Genomic DNA, 18,985 nt, shown 5'->3' with positions numbered 1-18,985 from the left:
CCCTGACGTCCAAACCCATGCTGCAGCGGTTTTCCTTCCGGCCTCTGCTGGTGATTGCCTTCCTGCTGGTTGCCGCGCTGCTCGGCGCGGCGTCGCTGCGCGCGCTGTTCGCACTCGAAGACCTGACGGTGCAAAGCCGCGACAATGCGGCGCGTGCGCTGGACCTGAGCGGTGCCGCGCAGTCGCTGCGCGAGCGCAGCGTGTCGATGGAGCGTGCCTCGCGGCAGTCGGTGGTGCTGGATGACCGCATCCTCAGGCAGCGCTTTCGCGACGAAGCCCGCGATGCCACCGCCATCATCGCGCGGCTGGCGCAGGAAGAGATACCAGCCGCCCGGGAACGCCCCTGGCGTGCGCACCTGGACACCATGTTCGACCTGCTGATCGGGCCACTGGACACGGCGCTGGACCGTGAACACCAGCTGGCGCAGGAATTTCGCGAACTTGAAAGCATCAACACCGCCATTGCCCTTCAGGTGCAGCAAGCCATCCAGCAAAGCAACCGCTCGCTGCAGGAAAAGCTCGAAACCAGCCGCCAGCACCTGGCGCAGCAGATCACCGGGGCGATTGTGCTGGCAGTCTTCATGGCGCTGGCCTTCGGCGTGTGGTTCACCCGGCCACTCAAGCGGCTGGAAAACGCCATCGTTGGACTGGGCGAAAACCGGCTTGACAAGGTCATTGCCATCAACGGCCCGGCCGACCTGGCGCTGCTTGGCGAGCGGCTGAACTGGTTGCGTCTTCGGCTGGTCGAGCTGGATGCCGACAAGTCGCGCTTTTTGCGCCACATCTCGCATGAACTCAAGACCCCGCTGGCGTCGCTGCGTGAAGGTGTGTCGCTGCTGGAGGACGGCGTGGCCGGCCCGCTGAGCCAGGACCAGCGCGAAATCGCGCAAATCCTGAAACACAATACCGGCGTGCTGCAAAGCCAGATCGAGGACCTGCTGCGCTTCAACACGGCGGCGTTCGAGGCGCGCCAGCTGCGCCGGCAAACGGTGGACCTGCTCCAGCTGATCGAGGACCAGGTCGATGCGCAGCGCCTGCAGTGGCGCGCCCGGGAACTGACGGTGCACATCAGCGGCGAGCCGCTCAAAATGGAAGTGGACCCGGAAAAAATAAGTACCGCGCTCGCCAACCTGCTGTCCAATGCCATCCGCTACTCGCCGCTCAAAGGTACTATTGATCTTTCACTGAGCCAGCAGCCTGGCCTGGTGCATATCGACATCCAGGACCAGGGTGCCGGTGTCGCGCCATCGGACCAGCAACGGATTTTCGAGCCCTTTTACCGGGGCGAGCGCCAGCCGGAGGGCGGCGTTCGCGGCAGCGGCATCGGACTGTCGATCGTGCAGGAATACATTGCCGCACACGGCGGACGCATCGAGTTGCTGCCGCAGGAAGCGGGCTCCCATTTCAGAATCGAGTTTCCCCATGTTTACAAGAGCTGAGTTTTTTGCGCGCCTCGGCCGGATCGGCTTGTGCCTGCCAGGCGTTGGTCTGGCAACGGCCTTGCTGGCAGCCTGCTCGCTGGTCGGGCCGCCCCAAGGCGCTCAGCTTGCAACACCGGCTCCGGCGACGCCCGCCAGCAGCGCTGCAGCCAACGGCAACGCAGCGGCGCCGCCCCCGATTGCGGCGGACACCACGCCAGCCCCGGAACGCGACGCCGTGGTCCGGATGCTGGCCTATGCAGACCGGGCCCGTTCGATGACTTCTGCAGAACTCAATCAGGAAATCGCGCGGCTGGGCAACCCCTACCTTCCGCCCAGCCAGTTGCAACTGGCCCTTGTGCTCAGCCAGTTGCGCCAGACGCCGGAGCTGATACGGGCGCAGGAACTGCTCACCCGGCTGCTGGCCAACCCCGATGCCCAAGCCCAGGTGCTGCATCCGCTGGCCCGTTTGCTCGCTGCCCGCTATGGCGAGCAGCGGCGCATCGAAGACCTGCTGGAAAAACAGAACCAGCAAACCCGCGAAGTCCAGCGCCGGCTCGACCAGACCAATGAAAGGCTGGAAGCACTCAAGGCGATTGAACGCAGCCTGACCAGCCGCGTGCCCGCGCCGGGTGCGTCGGCACCCGCCAGCCGTGGCCGCACGCCCCCGCCCGCACCATGACGCCTGCAACTGCCCCACTCTCGCCCACGGCAGCCAACCTGCTGGTGGTTGACGACGACGCCGACATGCTGCGGCTGCTCACCATGCGGCTCACAGCCGCCGGTTACCGCGTCACGGCCGTCACCTCGGCCGAGGCCGCGCTGACCGAACTCCAGCTCAAGCGGCCGCAGCTGGTGCTCAGCGACGTGCGCCTTCCCGGCAAGGACGGGCTGGCGCTGTTCGACGACATCCGCACCCTGCACCCGTCGCTGCCGGTGATTTTGCTGACCGCGCACGGCACCATTCCCGACGCGGTTGAAGCCACCGAGCGCGGCGTTTTCACCTACCTGACCAAGCCCTTCGACGGCAAGGCGCTGCTCGACAAGATTGCCGAGGCGCTGCACCTGAGCGCGCCGGCCCATCCGGCGCGGCAGGGCAGCGCCGAGGCCTGGCAAAGCAGGCTCATCAGCCGCTCCAGCCGAATGGCCGAGGTGCTCGCCGAAGCCCACATGGTTGCCGCCACCGATGCCAGCGTGCTGCTTCGCGGCGAAAGCGGCACCGGCAAGGAACTGCTGGCCCAGGCCATCCACCAGGCCAGCCAGCGCGCTGCCAAGCCTTTCATCGCGGTCAACTGCGGTGCCATTCCGGAGGCCTTGCTCGAATCCGAACTGTTCGGCCACGTCAAGGGCGCTTTTACCGATGCGGTCAGCAACCACAAGGGATTGTTCCAGGCGGCCGACGGCGGCACGCTGCTGCTGGACGAGATCGGCGACATGCCGCCCGCGCTGCAGGTCAAGCTGCTGCGCGTGCTGCAGGAGCGCGAAGTTCGCCCGGTAGGCGCCAGCCAGTCGATTCCGGTCGATGTGCGCATCATTTCGGCCACGCACCGCGACCTGGATGCCGCCATGGAAGCCGGCGACTTTCGCGCCGACCTGTACTACCGGCTCAATGTCGTGACGCTGAGTTTGCCGCCGCTGGCGGAACGCCGCGAGGACATTGCGCTGCTGGCCAACCATTTCCTGGTGACGCTGGCGGCCAAGTACCACAAGCGCCTGAGCGGCTTTGCGCCCGAGGCACTCAAGGCACTGACCACCGCAGCCTGGCCGGGCAACGTGCGCCAGCTCTACAACGTGGTTGAACAGGTGTGTGCGCTGTCAAGCACACCGCTGGTGCCGCTGGCGCTGGTGCAGCGCGCCCTGCGCTCACCCAGCATCCAGGTGCTGACTTTTGCCGAGGCCAAGCAGCGCTTCGAGCGCGACTACCTGGTCGGCCTCTTGAAGCTGACCGACGGCAATGTAGCCGACGCCGCCCGGCTGGCCGACCGCAACCGCACCGAGTTTTACCGGTTGATGCAAAAGCACGGCCTCACGCCAGGCCACTTCAAGTCCGACAGTTCGCAGCCGTCGCCGGAGTAAGTCGCTTTTTGACGACACGCCAAGTCCTTGATTTAAAACAACTTTTAAATTCAAACCTGAAACTTGTCGCTGGGTGGCGACAAAAATCGGTGTTTTAGGGTGTTTTTTCCGGATTTTCATGCCGAAAAATCATATTTTCTCTCCAAGTCATTGATTTAAGACGATTTTTCGAAGCTGGCACAGGGTTTGCCCTATCAGCTTCATGCAAGCCTTTTTTTGTCGTTTTAAACCTGCCAGCGCGCCAAGCTGGAAGGTGTCTTTTTCAGCCGTGGCCTGCGCCGCCGTGCTGGCGCTGGGCAGCAGCCCGGCGATGGCATGGAGTCTGGAAGATGTCGCCAAACTCGCCAGCCAGCGCGCAAAAACACCCTTCAAACCTGCCTCGCTTGCCGTTCCAGCCGAGCTGGCCAAGATGGAATACGACGACTACCGCGACATCCGCTTCAAGCCGGAAAGCACGCTGTGGCGCACCGACAAGCTGGCTTACGAAGCCAACTTTTTTCATGTCGGCCGGCATGGCGACTCGGTTCGTGTCCATGAAGTCACCGCTGCGGGCACCAAACGCATTCCCTACGACCCGGCCCGCTTCAATTTTGGCAAAAACACCAGCCTGGCTCCGAAAAGCTGGGGTGACATCGGCTATGGCGGCGTGCGCTTTTTCAGCAACCTCAACTCGCCCACCTACAAAGACGAGTTGATTGTTTTCTCGGGCGCCAGTTACTTTCGGGCGCTGGGCTCCGGGCAGCTGTACGGCCTGTCGGCGCGCGGCCTGGCGGTGGACACGGCCGGGCCGGGCCAGGAAGAATTTCCGCGCTTTACCGACTATTGGCTGGAAAAGCCCACCGCCGAAGGCGCGCCGCTGACGATTTATGCCCTGATGGATTCGGAGCGCATGACCGGCGCCTACCGTTTCGATGTCAAGCCCGGCGAGCAGACCGTGACCGAAGTGCGCGCCCGCATCTTCATGCGGCCCACTGACAAGCCAGTCACCACGCTGGGCATCGCGCCGCTGACCAGCATGTTTTTCTTTGGCGAGAACCAGCCGCGCCCTGGCGACTTTCGACCCGAAGTGCATGACTCGGACGGCCTGATGATCGCCACCGATGACGGCAAGGGCGGGGGCGAATGGCTTTGGCGCCCGCTGCAAAACCCGGCGTCGCCGCTGGTCACCTCGTTCAGCATGCAAAAACTCAAGGGCTTTGGCCTGATGCAGCGTGACCGGGCTTTTCGCAGCTATGAAGACACCGAAGCGCGCTATGAACAGCGCCCCAGCGCCTGGGTGACGCCGTTGAACGACTTTGGCGCCGGCCGGGTCGAGTTGCTGCAATTTGCCACGCCCGACGAAACCCACGACAACGTGGCCGCCTACTGGGTGCCTGAAAAAATGCCGGCTGCCGGTGAGCCGCTGGACCTGGCCTACCAGATCGCCTGGCAGGGCAAGAACCAGCAGCTGCCGCCCAACGGCTGGGTGACGCAGTCGCGTCGCGGCATCGGCTACAGCAAGCTTGGCGCTGACGCGCTGGGCCAGCAGATCCAGTTTGTCGTTGATTTTGCCGGTCCCGCGCTGGACGCCCTGCCCCAGGATGCCAAGGTCGAGGCCATCACCACCGCCGGCAGCAACGCCCGCGTGGTCGAAAGCCTGGCCTACCGCAACCCGGCCACCGGCGCCTGGCGCATGACCGTGCGGGTCGAGCGCCTCAAGCCCGCCAACGCCGCCGAACCCGTCCAGCCGATTGAGCTGCGCGCCTTTCTCCAATACAACCAACAAACCCTGAGCGAAACATGGACCAACCTGATCACCAACTGAATCGGCGCAGCCTGCTGCGTGAAGAGCGTCATCCGAATGCGGTCACCGCGCCGCCAGTGCACCGGGGTTCGATGGCGCCGCGTCCGTGGCGCGGTTTCTGGAACAGCATGGGCACGGCGGCGCTGTTGCCACTGCTCAGGCTGACCGGCCGCAAGACGCTTGACCAACCCGCATCTGCCGAGGCGATGGAGCCGTGGCAGCATGCCGCCAAGCGCCGCCGCACGGTGTTCATGCTACTGACGCTCGTCAGCACGGCGATGGCGACGGCACTGTTTGCCGACATGCAGCCGGTCTATGACAACGCCTTTTTGCAATACGGCCAGCTGGGTTTGTTTGCGCTGCTGTCGGCCTGGGTGGTCACCGGCTTCATGACGGCGATGATGGGCTTTTACGTCACCTTGTTCGGCGACGCCCACACCCTGTCGGCCAAAAAGGTGCAGCACCACACGCTGGACAAGGCCACGCGCACCGCCATCATCATGCCGATCTGCAACGAGGACGTGAGCACGGTGTTCGCCGGGCTGCGCGCCACCTGCGAATCGGTCGCGGTGACGGCTCATGTGCAGAATTTCGACGTGTTCGTGCTGTCCGACAGCAACGACCCGGCGATCATCAAGGCCGAACGCGCCGCCTGGGAAGACCTGCGCGGCCAGCTTGCCAGCCAGCCACACCAGCCGCAGATCGAGGTCTATTACCGCCTTCGCAAGCGCCGCACCGACCGCAAGGCCGGCAACGTGGCTGACTTTTGCCGCCGCTGGGGCAAGGACTACCGCTACATGGTGGTGCTAGACGCCGACAGCGTGATGAGCGGCGACTGCCTGGTGTCCATGGTCAAGCTGATGGAAGCCAACCCCAAGGCCGGCATCATCCAGACCGCCACCCAGGCCATTGGCCATGTCACCCTGCATGCACGCGCGCAGCAGTTCGGCTCGCGTGTGACCGGTCGTCTGTTCACGCTGGGCATGCAGTTCTGGCAGATGGGCGAGTCCCACTACTGGGGGCACAACGCCATCATCCGCATCGAACCCTTCATGCAGCACTGCGCACTGGACCGCATCAAGGGCACGGGCGGCATGGCCGGCAGCATCATGTCGCACGACTTCGTTGAAGCCGCGCTGATGCGCCGCGCCGGTTTTCACGTCTGGCTGGTGGCTGACCTGATCGGCAGCTACGAACAACAGCCGCCTGATTTGCTGGCCGAGCTGCAACGCGACCGCCGCTGGTGCCAGGGCAACCTGCAAAACTCGCGCCTGATTGCCGAGCCCGGCATGCACCCGGTGCACCGCTCGATGTTCGCCACCGGCGCCATGGCCTACCTGTCGGCGCCGCTGTGGCTGTGCTTCATGACCATGGGCACGGCGCTGTGGCTGTCAGGGTCGCCGATGGTCAGCAACTGGGACGTGCTGCCCGGCGAACTGCTGTCGCTGTGGGCCTGGACGCTGTCCATGCTGTTCCTGCCGCGCATCCTGGGCATTGCTGCCGTATTGTTCAAGGGCCAGCAGCAAGCCTATGGCGGAACCGCCAGCCTGCTGCGCAGCGCATTGCTGGAAACGCTGATCGCGCTGTTGCAGGCCCCCATCCGCATGCTGGCGCACTCGCTGTTCGTCGTCATCGCGCTGACCGGCCTCAAGCTCGAATGGAAATCGCCTCCGCGCGAAGCCGCCGCTGTGCCATGGCGCCATGCGCTGGCGCAGCTTGCGCCCATGAGCAGCGTGGTCCTGGTGCTGGCCGCCGGCATTGCGATGATCGACGCCAGCGCGCTGATCTGGCTGCTGCCGGTCGGTCTGCCGCTGCTGCTGTCGATTCCGATGACGGTGCTGACCAGCAAGGTCGGCGTCGGCACCGCGATGCGGGCGCAGAATTACCTCTTGATACCCGAGGAAACCCGCTCGCCGGCCGTACTGCGTCGCGCCTGGCTGCATGCCAGCCAGCTTGCCAAGCCAAGACTGAAAGCCGCCTGAACTCCGGACACGCAACAAAAGGGTTTACAGAATGCTATTTTTTTTATAGCTAGACCTGCAAGCTGAATATGCGCAAAAGCCTGTTTTCTTTTAAAAACAGGCTTTTTCGCTTTGGGCTGGTTTATGGCAACTCTGAAAACCATCGGAAACCAGAAAATCGATAGAATGTAATTTTGAGTACTCTTGCCAAAAAGCCATTGGCAAGGAAATCAACCGCCCTTCTCTGATGGGTTAACGAAATAACCCATGAAACTCTCAACGTTTATCACCGCCCATCTTGAGAAGATCCTTGTCGAGTGGGATGCTTTTGCCCGAACGCTGTTTCCAGCGTCGCTCACCCCACCGCAGCACATTCTGCGTGACCATGCCCGCGAAATCCTGCAGGAAATCGTCATTGACCTCGACACGCCCCAGACGGCGGCGCAGCAGGCCGAAAAGTCAAAAGGCCAGGCCGACGAAGACATCAACAAAAAGAGTGCGGCAGCCATTCACGGCACGCTGCGCCAAGCCAGCGGCTTCACGCTGACCCAGCTCACCGCTGAATACCGGGCCTTGCGCGCCACCGTACTCCGTTTGTGGATGCCGCACATGCAACTGGGAACGCGGGAAAGCGCGACAGACATGATGCGTTTCAACGAAGCCATGGACCAGGCGCTGGCCGAATCCGTGGTGACCTATTCTGAAAACGCCGACCGCACGCGCGACACCTTCCTGGCCATTTTGGGCCACGACCTGCGAAGCCCGCTGTTCACGATGAAACTGGCAGGAAGCTACCTGATGCGGCCCGCCATTGGCACGGAAGGCACCCGCGAGATGGGCGCCCGCGTGGCCCGCAGCGCCGCCAACATGACCGCCATGGTCAAGGATTTGCTGGAATACGCGCGCACGCAACTGGGGGGCGAAATCCCGCTTACCCTGCGCCCCGAGAACATGGCCAGCATCTGCCAGGCGGCACTGGATGACGCCCAGGCCGGCTACCCGGACTGCCCTTTTGAGCTGGAAGCGTCGGGTGATTTGTCGGGTGCTTTCGACAGCGCGCGCCTGCAGCAGCTCTTTTCAAACCTGCTCAACAATGCAGCGCAGTACCGCGACGACACGCGCGCGGTCACGATCACAGCCGTGGGCCAGGCCGATTCGATCACGGTACAGGTGTGCAATCACGGCCCGGTGATTCCCGCCCCGTCGCTGCAAGCCATTTTCGATCCCCTGGTTCAGCTCTCGGTCGAATCAGGGCTACTGGAAGGCGCCCCTTCGAGCAGCCTGGGACTGGGGCTTTTCATCGCCCGGGAAATCACCATGGCCCACGGCGGCGCCCTCTCAGTGGCGTCGAACGAGCATTCCGGCACGGTATTTACCGTCAAACTCCCACACGCGCCGGTTGCGCCGCAGGCCAAGGCGTAAGAAAGCAGACCCCGCTGCCCCCCAATGCAGGGCAGGCTCCCGGCACCAACTCAAGCCGGCGTTTTGGGGTCAGACTCATCACGCAAGGTGGGCTCGCCCGACAAGATTCCATGGTAATTTGTCAGCGCCTTGCCGATCTTGATACCGTCATTGGCGATGTCAAAGAAACGAATTTCTTTGCTGTGGTTGCTGGCCCGAACCTTCACGACCGAGATCACGCGCTTGAACTGCCCGCCAAGTTCAACGTAGCGCAGCATCAAGATGGCATCGGTCAAAAACGCATTGCTGTACGACGAAAAGCGCAGGTCGGTGTAGCGGTCTTCGAGCTCGGCGGTCATTAAGACCGTCACGCCCATATTGGTCAGCACCGACGTCAGGCGGTACAGGGACTCGCGAAAGTTTTCTTGAAAAATTGACGCCAGCGCCAGTTCGAACGCCGACAGCGAATCAATCACCACCCGCTTGGCCTTGGTTCTTTTGATCAGGCTGACCAGGTCATGCATGATTTCGTCGATGGACAGGTCAAGCGCGCGCGTGTCAATGACCGACACCTTGCCGCTTTCAATCAGCTTCTGAAGCCGGCTGTCGAGCAACTGGCTGGGGCTTTTTTCAAATGCGGCAATCACCCCCGACTCGCCCAGCCGCACACCTGCGGCCAGAAACTCGGTGCTTAGCTCGCTTTTTCCACTGCCACTTGGTCCCACCACCAGCAGGGAATAACCCACCGGCAGGCCCCCACCCATCATCTTGTCGAGAAGCGGCACGCCCATCGTCAGGCGCTGGTTGCTGGGTAATTGTTTTTTCTGGCTGCCGTCGTCCTTCAGAATGACGCGCGGGAACACCTCGACCCCCTCATCGGTGATGCGAAAGGTGTGCAAACCGGGCCGCTGCGCTTGACCCCGCATTTTGACCACCTGCAGCTTGCGCACCATCGCGTCGCGGTGGACATGCTGGGACATCCAGACAATGCCGTCAGCCACGGTGAATACCGGGCTGGAATTTTCTTCCTGCGCCGGGTATTCGCCGATCAGGAACGTGGTGGCTTGCCAGCTGGTCATCTGCACACCGAGCGCCTGAATGAAGTGCTGCAATCCCCACGCACTGTCGTCTCTGAAATCCCTGACCGGCTGCACCATCGAACGGAACGAATCCACGAACACCAGGCTGGGCGAAAAGATTTCCACCTCTTCAACGATGCGGGCCAGCACGCGATCAAACTCTCCGTCGAGCAGGTCGCCCGAAAGGTTGACAAACTTGATGGACGTGTTGATCTTGTCGATGTCAAAGTGGGGAAACTGCTGCTGGTAACGCAGCATCTTGAGCGGCGGCTCGCCCAGCACGGTAAAAAACAGCGCGCGCCGGTGCGGGTTGGCCAGCGAGAACATGATCTGGTGCGCCATCGTGGTCTTGCCCGAGCCAGGCGTGCCGGCAATCAGGTTGAAGGAAAATTCCGGTATGCCACCGCCCAGCAGTTCATCCAGTCCGGCAACCCCTGTTGGCAGTTGGCGTATGGTTACTCTTTTACTCATTTTGGAAAGTCCTTAGCGGATGTGTCGAAAGTCTTGTCATTCCAGGCCGAGTGCAAAAGATGAGTTGTTAATTCCTCGCCTATCAATGAAGCGAGTACATCCAGAAAAATGGTGAACAGCGCGAGGCTGCCAAACCGGGCCTCGGCTGCATCCTGCTGCGAAAGGACGGCCTGCAAGTGAGTGAAACGCTCCTGGATGGCAGATTTTGTGAGGTCTGGCGCAATCCAGGGATGCAGCCTGGACGCCAGGCGCAGGCTGCGCGTGTAAAGCGGCTTGAAACCGCCCTCGCCAATGATTGAAATCAGTTGGGGCGCCAGCCGCTCCCAAAGGTGCAGGGTAACGTTTGCCACCGTTTCAGGAAGCGTGGTCAGCGCCGCTTCTATCAGTTGGCTGCGCGTAGGTTCAGTATTTTCCATGGGTCAGGTGATGGCGTCTGAAGGGAAATTTTTTGAAATCAGCGCCTCCAGCATCTCCATGGAAACCGGCTTGATCAAATAATGGTCGAAACCCACTTCCTTGGCATGGACCAGGTAGCCCTGCTGGTCGTAGCCCGTGATGGCCACGCAGAAAGGCTTGGGCACCAGCTGCAGCGCCCGGATTCGGCGGATCACCTCATAGCCATTCATGGTCGGCAAGCCGATATCGGAGACCACGATGTCGTAAAGACCATCTTTTGCCATGGCAAGCCCGTCCAGGCCGTTGTAGGCAGAATCGACAGCATGACCATAGAGCGTCAGGCAGCTATTGAGCGTTGCATTGGCATCAAGGTTGTCTTCAATCACCAGTATCCGGCAAGGCCGGGCCGGATGGGCATCGATGGTCAGGTGGGCTTCAGAGGCCATGGCTTGTGCGGACACTGGCAGCTCAACGATGAACTCGCTGCCGCAACCCACTCCCTGACTGCGTACCTGCACAGTGCCGCCATGCATTTGCACCAGCGTACGCACCATGGACAGCCCGATGCCCAGCCCGCCTTGCGAACGGTCCAGCGTGTTGCTTGCCTGCGTGAACAGGTCAAAAATGAAAGGCTGGACTTTTGGATCAATGCCGATGCCCTGGTCCTTCACGCAAATGCGCACCGTGCCAGCCTCAGACAGGCGCGCCGACACGGTGATGGATGCCTGGCGCGGCGAAAACTTGCTGGCATTGATCAGGAGGTTGGAGAACACCTGCGACAGGCGCACTCCGTCGCCATCAAGCGTGACGGGCTCGCCCGGCAGGTCAACGATCAGTTGCTGGCCGAGCTTGAGGAAATGCGGCTGGCTGATTTCAGCCGCGCTTTGCAAAATGCCGCTCAGCACCAGCAAGCCTTTTTCAAGAGTGATTTTTCCGCTGTTGACACGCGCTGCGTCGAGCAAGTCTTCCAGCAGCCGCTTCATGTGGGCGATTTGCCGGGCAATGATTTGCTGGATGTCAGGCAGCAGCGGATGGGCCGTGGAAATTTTTCCGAGCATTTCGGCCGCCAGTGCGATGGGCCCCAGCGGGTTGCGCAATTCGTGCGCCAGCATCGACAAGAATTCTGTCTGCCGCTCCACCGAGGCTTCGGCCTGATCCTGCAAATCCTGCGCCCGCAAGGAAGCAATCACCAAGTGCTCATTGGCTTCACGCAGCATGCTGGCCAGCTCCTGCGGGATTTCTTGGCTTTCTGGAAAGGAGGAATTTTTATGTGGCTGCAATCAATGACCTTTCCTTAAACAAACCATCTGCCGATGATCGCAGGGTAGAACCTGATTTTCATGGGAGTCAGCGGGTAACCACTTACAGATTTCGGCAACAACAAACAGAAAGTTTTATTTGAAACGCCGAACGGTCAAGTGTGGTCATGATTTTTTCAAAGTCAAGCCATTACCCTTTTGGTTTCAGGAGTGAATTGCTTCAAAGCTTGGGCGCCTGGACGCGACGAAACATGAGTTTTCGTAACTTCCAAGGGAAAACCCATGAACTCATCGCCAGTGAACCGCAGGATGCGTCTCCCGTGTGGAGTATCAGCCGGCATAACGTAGAGCAGTTGTCCTACATTTTCAGCGCGTTGCGAATGTTCCGGAACACCTGGGACGCTTTTGCAGCCTGCACGACCAAAAATGCTCGATGCTATTGAAAAAATAGCATCATGCGCATATACGGAGTGCGCCAGGGCCTGTTTTGATCTAAAAGTCAGCATTTCAAAACTTCGGCATGCCCTTCATGCCGCCCATGCGCTTCATCATTTTCATCATGCCGCTGCCCTTCATCTTTTTCATCATTCCCTGCATCTGCTCGAATTCGTTGAGCAGGCGGTTGACTTCCTGAACATGAACGCCGGAGCCGGCGGCAATGCGGCGCTTACGCGTGGCTTTGATGAGATCGGGCTTGCGGCGCTCAAGCGGCGTCATGCTCTGGATGATGCCTTCCTTGCGCTTGATGTCTTTCTCGGCCTTGTCCATGTCGATGGCACCGGCCTTGGCAGCCATCTGCGTCGGCAGTTTGTCGAGCAGGCTGCTCAAGCCGCCCATGTTCTTCATTTGCTGAAGCTGGCTTAAAAAGTCATTCAGGTCAAAGCCGTCGCCGGACTTGATCTTGGCGGCGAGCTTTTGCGCCTCGGCCATGTTCACGCCCGAGGCCATCTGCTCGACCAGCGCGACGATGTCGCCCATACCCAGGATGCGGCCAGCATGGCGCTCGGCATCGAACACTTCCAGGCCGTCTAGTTTTTCGCTGGTGCCCGAGAACTTGATCGGCGCGCCGGTGATCTGGCGCACCGACAGCGCCGCGCCACCGCGTGAGTCGCCATCGGTCTTGGTCAGGATGATGCCGGTCAGCGGCAGCGCTTCCTTGAAGGCCTTGGCGGTGTTGACGGCATCCTGTCCCTGCATCGCATCGACCACGAAAAGCGTTTCGACGGGCTTGAGGATCGCGTGCAATTCCTTGATCTCAGCCATCAGGATTTCGTCAATCGCCAGGCGGCCGGCGGTATCGACCAACAGCACGTCGAAGTAGTGCTTGCGCGCATAGTCAATGGCAGCGCGGGCAATGTCGGCCGGCTTCTGGTCCGGCGAGCTGGGGAACCATTCGGCGCCGGCCTGCTTGGTCACGACTTTGAGCTGCTCGATGGCTGCTGGCCGGTACACGTCGCCTGACACGGTCAGCACTTTTTTCTTGCGCTTTTCAATCAGGTGCTTGGCCAGTTTTGCAGTGGTAGTGGTCTTGCCCGCGCCCTGCAGGCCAGCCATCAAAATGACGGCGGGTGGCTGCGCGGCCAGGTTGATGTCGCTGACGCCTTCACCCATGGTGGCGGCGAGTTCCTTGCTGACGATGCCGACCAGCGCCTGGCCGGGTGAGAGCGAACCCATCACCTCCTGGCCCATGGCTTTTTCCTTGACGCGGGCAATGAAGTCCCGCACCACCGGCAGGGCCACGTCGGCCTCCAGCAGCGCCATGCGCACTTCGCGCAGCATGTCCTGGACATTGGATTCGGTGATGCGGGCCTGGCCGCGCATTTCCTTGACGAGGCGGGATAACTTGTCGGTAAGGGCTGTAGCCATGAAGTGGTGTCCTGAAACGGGCGCTGCGGGGGAGCCAAAGGCCGGAACAGACCGGGCCAGGCGCTAAACTCTGCGCATGATTTTAGCTTTCAGCAATGGATGGGGTCTTGGGGCAGCAGCCGGTGCGGCCGTGGCCTATGCAGTGCTTGCAGTGGCGACACCCCGGCTGGGTGAAAGCCCATTGCGCGCCCTCCTGCTGGCAGCCTGGGGGCTGCATGCGCTGACACTGGTCGAAGCCCTGCTGGGCACGCCGCCACGCTTTGGTTTTGCCCCGGCGCTGTCGATGACGGTCTGGTTGGTGCTGACGGTGTATGCGGTGGAACGCAGGCTGTTTCCGCAGCTTCAGGCGCATTGGGCGCTGGCCGCACTGGGCAGCGCCACCGTCATGCTGTCGGTATTTTTTCCTGGTACCTCCTACCATGTGATCGCCTCGCCTTTCCTGCCTCTGCACTGGGCCCTGGGTATTGCTTCCTACGGCCTGTTTGCGGCAGCGGTCGTGCATGGCTGGCTGATGGTGCGGGCCGAGCGCGCCATCCGCCAGGCCGCGCAAAGTGACACCGGTGTTCCCCTGCTCACACTGGAACGACTGACCTTTCGCTTTGTTGAAGCCGGCTTCGTATTGCTGTCGGCCACGTTGCTGGTGGGCTGGCTGTTTGCCGAAACCCTGTATGGCCCTGGCCTGGGCTGGAAGTGGGACCACAAGACAATTTTTTCGCTGCTGGCGTGGGCCGTCATTGCAGGCTTGCTGATTGGGCGCGCGCGGCTGGGCTGGCGCGGCCTGAAGGCCGTTCGCGTGCTCTACCTGGGCGCCGGGCTGTTGCTGCTCAGCTATGCCGGCTCGCGCTTTGTACTTGAAGTCATCCTGAGGCGGCCATGAAGTATTTGCTCGTCATTCTCCTGATACTGGTGGTTTTCTGGATCTGGCGCAGCGGCCGGCCGAGTCAAAAAAAGGCAGTGCCGCCGGGTCGTGCGCCCAGCAAGTCTTCAGAAGAAAAAAAAGCGACGGAAATGGTTGCCTGCGGTGTTTGCCATATTCACCTGCCCAAGTCGGAAGCCCTGATCGGGCGTGACGGCTTTTACTGCAGTGAGGCACATCGCCGTGAAGCCAAAGCCTAGATGAGACGGCCAGCACTGTTCTGGCGCAACACAGTCAAAAGCGCGGCGGGCGCCTGGAAACCGGAAACCGCGCAAGGCTCCTTCAGACGTCTCTGGGGTGTGTTCATGAACGCCCGAATTGCCATCGCATCCGTGCTGGTCATTTTGCAGGAAGCGCTTCAGGCACTGGGTACGCCGTTGAACCACTGGACGCAGGCCATCTGTATCGTCTATCTTGGCGCAACACTCGCCGTTCGTTTCTGGGCGCATCCCCGTCCGCAGGGCTGTACGTTTGACGCGCTCTGGGTATTGACCATCGGCGTGGATGTGATGGCGTTTTCGCTGCTCAACTTTTTTCAGGCAAGCGCACTGAATTACACCCCGTTGTTTGCACTGCCGGTGTTGCTGGCCTCGGTGCTTGGCCCCATCGTGCTGGCTTTTGGCACGGCAGCCAGCGTGACGCTGCTGTTGCTGGCCGACGCCGCATGGCGTTCTGTGCCAAGCGGTGGTGAAGTCAATGCCGCGCTTTTGCAGGCAGCCTTGAGCGGCTCCGGATTTTTTCTTGTGGCACTGCTTGCCAACCAGCTGGCCATGCGGCTGGCGCGGGAAGAAAAACTGACCAGGGAAAGCCAGTCGGCTGCCCGCATGCAGATACAGGTCAATGAACTGGTGGTTGCCACACTCGCAGAAGGTGTCCTTGTCATGGATGGCAACGGCTTCGTACGCTCCGCCAATCCTGCGGCACGACGATTGCTGGCAGCACAGGAAACCTCTTACCCAGTGCCATTCAGACTGGCAGCTCACACAGCCTGGCAACCCCTGGTCGAGCTGATGCAGCATACTTTTGCGCAACATTCGGTGCAAGAAAGCAACATCAATCTCGTCCATTCAGGCCTGAGCACCCGACGGCTGCAGGTTCGTTCGCGCTTGACTGATTCAAGGGACGGTTCGCATGAAAGCCTGTGCGTGATGTTTCTGGAAGACCTGCGCGAAATGGAGGCACGCGTTCGTATCGAGAAGCTGGCCGCCATGGGGCGCATGTCTACGGCAGTGGCGCATGAAATTCGCAATCCGCTGGCCGCCATCACACAGGCCAATGCACTGCTTGAAGAAGACCTGCAAGCGGCCGATCAGCGCCAGCTCACCGACATCGTTGGTCAAAATGCCAAGCGTCTGGCAAAAATCGTTGATGAAATACTGGATATCTCGCGTGCGCAGCAGGAAATTCCGGCACCGCAAACCACCAGTCTGCGGCTTGATGAAGCGGTAATGCGCATTGCGAATGACTGGGTCCGGCAAAATGCGGTTAACGGACAATTGCGTATCTGCACTGACTGCGAAAATACGGAAGTCGGGTTTGACGACGACCATTTGCGGCGCCTGATGCTCAACCTGCTCGATAACGCACTGCGCTACACCAGTGGCGCAGCCCAGGGGCTTGAAGTCAGCACCCAGCTGGTGGCGCCAGGTCAGGCCAGGCTGGCGGTCTGGAGCGATGGACAGACGCTGGAGGAAAGCGTCCAGGCCCATCTGTTCGAGCCTTTTTTCTCGTCTGAAAGCCGCTCCACCGGGCTGGGACTGTATATTTGCCGCGAACTGTGCGAACGCTACGGCGCACAGATCGGTTACCAGCGTGTGTTGCGAAACCATATCCAGGGCAATGAGTTTTTTGTCATGTTCCGGCCTGCTTCACAGCGCCTGCGCACCGAGCTGTCAAGCATGGATTTTGTACTTGTCTGAAAAATCATGAACTCGCAAGCACCCGCCTCCTCACCCTCACCCGCCCGCATCCTGATCCTTGACGACGAGCCCGACTTGCGCACCCTGTACGAGCTGACGCTGCTTCGGCAGGGCTACCACGTAGAAGCCGCCGGCACGCTTCAACAGGCTCGTGAACATCTCGAAGCTGCCCGCTTCGATGCGGTGATCACTGACATGCGCCTGCCTGACGGGTTAGGGCTTGAACTGCTGCGCGAACTGGCCCAACAGCAACGGGCAGAACGCTGCGTGGTCATCACGGCGCACGGTTCGGCTAAAAATGCAGTAGAGGCCCTGAAGGCCGGTGCTTTCGACTATCTCACCAAACCGGTGGATCTCAAGCAGTTCCGCAGTGTGGTGGCATCAGCCGTGCAGGAAACCCGAAACATCAACCCGGCACTGGCCAAGACCGATAGCCGCAGTGCGATGGCCGGCGCTGCGCCCCCAGCGCCTGGAAAACCGGCTGACGCGGCGGCCATCCTGCAAAAGCTGGTTGGCGAATCGCCTGTGATGCAAGCCGTGAAATCGCGTATTGTGAAGGTCGCCGGCAGTATGGCGCCAGTGCTGATCCGTGGCGAATCCGGCACAGGCAAGGAACTGGTGGCGCGTGCCGTGCATGGTTGCAGTCACCGCGCAGCCCACCCTTTTGTGGCTGTCAATTGCGGTGCGATTCCCGAAAACCTGCTCGAAGCCGAGTTCTTTGGCGCACGCAAGGGTGCCTATACCGGTTCGTCGCAGGACCGGCTGGGCTACTTTCAGGCAGCCAAGGGCGGAACGCTGTTTCTCGACGAAATTGGCGACCTGCCGCTGGCCATGCAGTCCAAGCTGCTCAGGGCAATCCAGGAGCGCACCGTGCGACCGCTGGGCTCGCCGCAAGAGGACATGGTCGATGTGCGCATCGTCAGCGCCACCCACAAGGACCTGGCATCAGGGGTCGAAGTTGGCAGTTTTCGTCAAGACCTGTATTACCGGCTCAATGTGATCGAGATCATGGTGCCGCCGCTGCGCGAACGACTGGAGGATCTGCCAGCGCTTTGCAACGCCCTGCTGACCAGAATCTGCCAGGAGTCAAGCCTGGACATGCCCCAGCTGAATCCTGCCATGCTCACCCATCTGCGTTCGCTGCCACTCAATGGCAATGTCCGTGAACTGGAAAATATTTTGCACCGGGCTGTTGCCTTGGGTGAAGACAATCTGACGCAGCTTGACACGCCACCCGAGCAGTCGGTTGTCGTTCCGGAAAATCTCCAGAACTTTCTGGACCAGCAGGAACGAAGCATCCTGGTCAAGGTATTGCAGGAAACCGGCTTCAACCGCACGGCGGCTGCCATCCGGCTGGGCCTGAGTCTGCGCCAGATCCGCTACCGCATTGCCCGCCTGGGAATCATCACGCCAGGCCACGACGATACGACTGAAGCCCTCGATGACCTTGCCTGAAGCAAGCCTGTTGCCGGACACCAGCTTGTGGCAGCACGGCTGGTACCGGCACGCGAGGGTGATGGCGTCGCCAAACGTCAACCAGCGACCTGCTGGAGGGTCAATTGATTTGGTCGTGATTCACTCGATCAGCCTGCCGCCGGGGGAATTCGGCAACGGCAATGTGCAGCGCCTGTTCACCAACCAGCTCGACTGGGACGCGCATCCCTACTTCCAGGGCATCCGGGGACTTGAGGTTTCGGCGCACTTTTTCATCAGCCGCACTGGCGCACTTTGGCAATTTGTCAGCTGTGACGACCGCGCCTGGCATGCCGGCCACTCCGCTTACCGGGGACGAAACCAATGCAATGACGACTCCGTTGGCATTGAGCTCGAAGGACTGGAAGGAGGCACTTTTGAAGCGCCTCAATACGAAACACTTGCCAGCCTGTGCGCAGCGCTTCTTCAAGCCTACCCGGTGGCGTATATCGCCGGACATGAGCATGTTGCGCCGGGGCGAAAATTTGATCCTGGGTCCGGCTTTGACTGGCGCTTGATACAAGATTCCCTGGCATTGCCCAATCGGTATTTCCCCCAGATTGCTTGAGGATATTTTCCTTTTAGCGATTCTGTGTCCTTGCGCGTGTCCGATGCGACTCTTTTGCAGGCCCTGCCTGCTGAGGCTTTGCAAGCGTCTACAACCCAAAACCGGCGCAAAGCCGCGCCAGTGCTTGCCCTGCTGTCGAAAAGCCTGATTTCATCAGGCCTGCACACTGTTTTACGAAAAACAAATGCGATGGGAATCTGTCAAGAAACAATAAAAAAGCCAGGTTGGATATCGACAACACCCAGCAGCGATACACTACCTGTAGTGGTTGCAGCGGCTTCAGACACTAGGTATAGTGCCTAACCATCCATTGGCCCATTTTGGCCTTGACACGGAATTGAAGAAAAAATCAGTCCTTTCAAACACTGATTTTCGACAAGCTTCTTCTTTTTTACTGAT

Annotated in this window: 16 protein-coding genes; 11 read left to right on the top strand and 5 right to left on the bottom strand. The window is 60.7% G+C overall.

Going from position 1 to position 18,985, the window contains the following annotated elements:
- Positions 1-17 precede the first annotated feature (17 nt).
- The 6 genes from IWX87_RS03350 to IWX87_RS03325 all read left to right on the top strand — a co-directional run bounded on the left by IWX87_RS03350 (position 18) and on the right by IWX87_RS03325 (position 8,660).
- Positions 18-1,439 (top strand): sensor histidine kinase KdpD, encoded by a 1,422-nt coding sequence (locus tag IWX87_RS03350; protein WP_196862098.1) that lies wholly within the window; start codon positions 18-20, stop codon positions 1,437-1,439.
- Entirely contained in the window at positions 1,423-2,100 is a 678-nt protein-coding gene (locus tag IWX87_RS03345; protein ID WP_196862097.1) for a YlbF family regulator, read from the top strand. The genes IWX87_RS03350 and IWX87_RS03345 overlap by 17 nt, the downstream gene beginning before the upstream one ends.
- Entirely contained in the window at positions 2,097-3,494 is a 1,398-nt protein-coding gene (locus IWX87_RS03340; protein WP_196862096.1) for a sigma 54-interacting transcriptional regulator, read from the top strand. The genes IWX87_RS03345 and IWX87_RS03340 overlap by 4 nt, the downstream gene beginning before the upstream one ends.
- A gap of 202 nt (positions 3,495-3,696) precedes the next feature.
- On the top strand, positions 3,697-5,298 hold the full coding sequence (locus tag IWX87_RS03335) for a glucan biosynthesis protein G (RefSeq protein ID WP_196862095.1): 1,602 nt from the start codon (positions 3,697-3,699) through the stop codon (positions 5,296-5,298).
- Positions 5,274-7,259, top strand: coding sequence for a glucans biosynthesis glucosyltransferase MdoH (gene mdoH / locus IWX87_RS03330; protein ID WP_196862094.1), 1,986 nt, complete (start codon positions 5,274-5,276; stop codon positions 7,257-7,259). Before IWX87_RS03335 ends, mdoH begins: the two co-directional genes overlap by 25 nt.
- Positions 7,260-7,505: 246 nt before the next feature.
- Positions 7,506-8,660 carry a sensor histidine kinase KdpD gene (locus IWX87_RS03325; protein ID WP_196862093.1) on the top strand — a complete coding sequence of 385 codons (1,155 nt, stop codon included), beginning with the start codon at positions 7,506-7,508 and terminating at the stop codon, positions 8,658-8,660.
- Positions 8,661-8,710: 50 nt separating this feature from the next.
- Here IWX87_RS03325 and IWX87_RS03320 read toward each other — a convergent pair whose 3' ends face one another.
- The 5 genes from IWX87_RS03320 to ffh all read right to left on the bottom strand — a co-directional run bounded on the left by IWX87_RS03320 (position 8,711) and on the right by ffh (position 13,710).
- Positions 8,711-10,189: an ATPase domain-containing protein gene (locus IWX87_RS03320; protein WP_196862092.1), complete on the bottom strand. Its 1,479-nt coding sequence runs from the start codon at positions 10,187-10,189 to the stop codon at positions 8,711-8,713.
- Positions 10,186-10,605, bottom strand: a complete 420-nt coding sequence (locus IWX87_RS03315) for a hypothetical protein (protein WP_196862091.1) — start codon at positions 10,603-10,605, stop codon at positions 10,186-10,188. Before IWX87_RS03315 ends, IWX87_RS03320 begins: the two co-directional genes overlap by 4 nt.
- A 3-nt stretch (positions 10,606-10,608) precedes the next feature.
- Positions 10,609-11,802, bottom strand: a complete 1,194-nt coding sequence (locus IWX87_RS03310) for a hybrid sensor histidine kinase/response regulator (protein WP_196862090.1) — start codon at positions 11,800-11,802, stop codon at positions 10,609-10,611.
- Between the two features lie 224 nt (positions 11,803-12,026).
- Positions 12,027-12,350, bottom strand: a complete 324-nt coding sequence (locus IWX87_RS03305) for a hypothetical protein (protein WP_196862089.1) — start codon at positions 12,348-12,350, stop codon at positions 12,027-12,029.
- Between the two features lies 1 nt (position 12,351).
- The gene (ffh, locus tag IWX87_RS03300; protein WP_196862088.1) at positions 12,352-13,710 is read right to left on the bottom strand and encodes a signal recognition particle protein; all 1,359 of its coding nucleotides are present in this window, start codon (positions 13,708-13,710) and stop codon (positions 12,352-12,354) included.
- A 76-nt stretch (positions 13,711-13,786) separates the two neighbouring features.
- Between ffh and IWX87_RS03295 the strand changes: the two genes are divergently transcribed.
- From IWX87_RS03295 to ampD, 5 genes are all read left to right on the top strand, one after another.
- Positions 13,787-14,587, top strand: coding sequence for an inner membrane protein YpjD (locus IWX87_RS03295; RefSeq protein ID WP_196862087.1), 801 nt, complete (start codon positions 13,787-13,789; stop codon positions 14,585-14,587).
- On the top strand, positions 14,584-14,826 hold the full coding sequence (locus IWX87_RS19850; RefSeq protein ID WP_231374549.1) for a PP0621 family protein: 243 nt from the start codon (positions 14,584-14,586) through the stop codon (positions 14,824-14,826). Before IWX87_RS03295 ends, IWX87_RS19850 begins: the two co-directional genes overlap by 4 nt.
- A 105-nt stretch (positions 14,827-14,931) precedes the next feature.
- Entirely contained in the window at positions 14,932-16,545 is a 1,614-nt protein-coding gene (locus tag IWX87_RS03290; protein ID WP_231374550.1) for a PAS domain-containing sensor histidine kinase, read from the top strand.
- Between the two features lie 6 nt (positions 16,546-16,551).
- Positions 16,552-18,000: a sigma-54 dependent transcriptional regulator gene (locus IWX87_RS03285; RefSeq protein WP_196862085.1), complete on the top strand. Its 1,449-nt coding sequence runs from the start codon at positions 16,552-16,554 to the stop codon at positions 17,998-18,000.
- Complete coding sequence (gene ampD / locus IWX87_RS03280; RefSeq protein WP_196862084.1) at positions 17,987-18,586, top strand: 1,6-anhydro-N-acetylmuramyl-L-alanine amidase AmpD; 600 nt, start codon at positions 17,987-17,989, stop codon at positions 18,584-18,586. The genes IWX87_RS03285 and ampD overlap by 14 nt, the downstream gene beginning before the upstream one ends.
- Positions 18,587-18,985 lie beyond the last annotated feature (399 nt).

Origin of the sequence: Polaromonas sp. CG_9.7 (genome assembly GCF_015752205.1) — a bacterium.
Classification (GTDB): domain Bacteria; phylum Pseudomonadota; class Gammaproteobacteria; order Burkholderiales; family Burkholderiaceae_C; genus Polaromonas.
The sequence above is the reverse complement of the archived record's forward strand: the minus strand, read 5'-3'. Positions and strand labels throughout refer to the sequence as shown.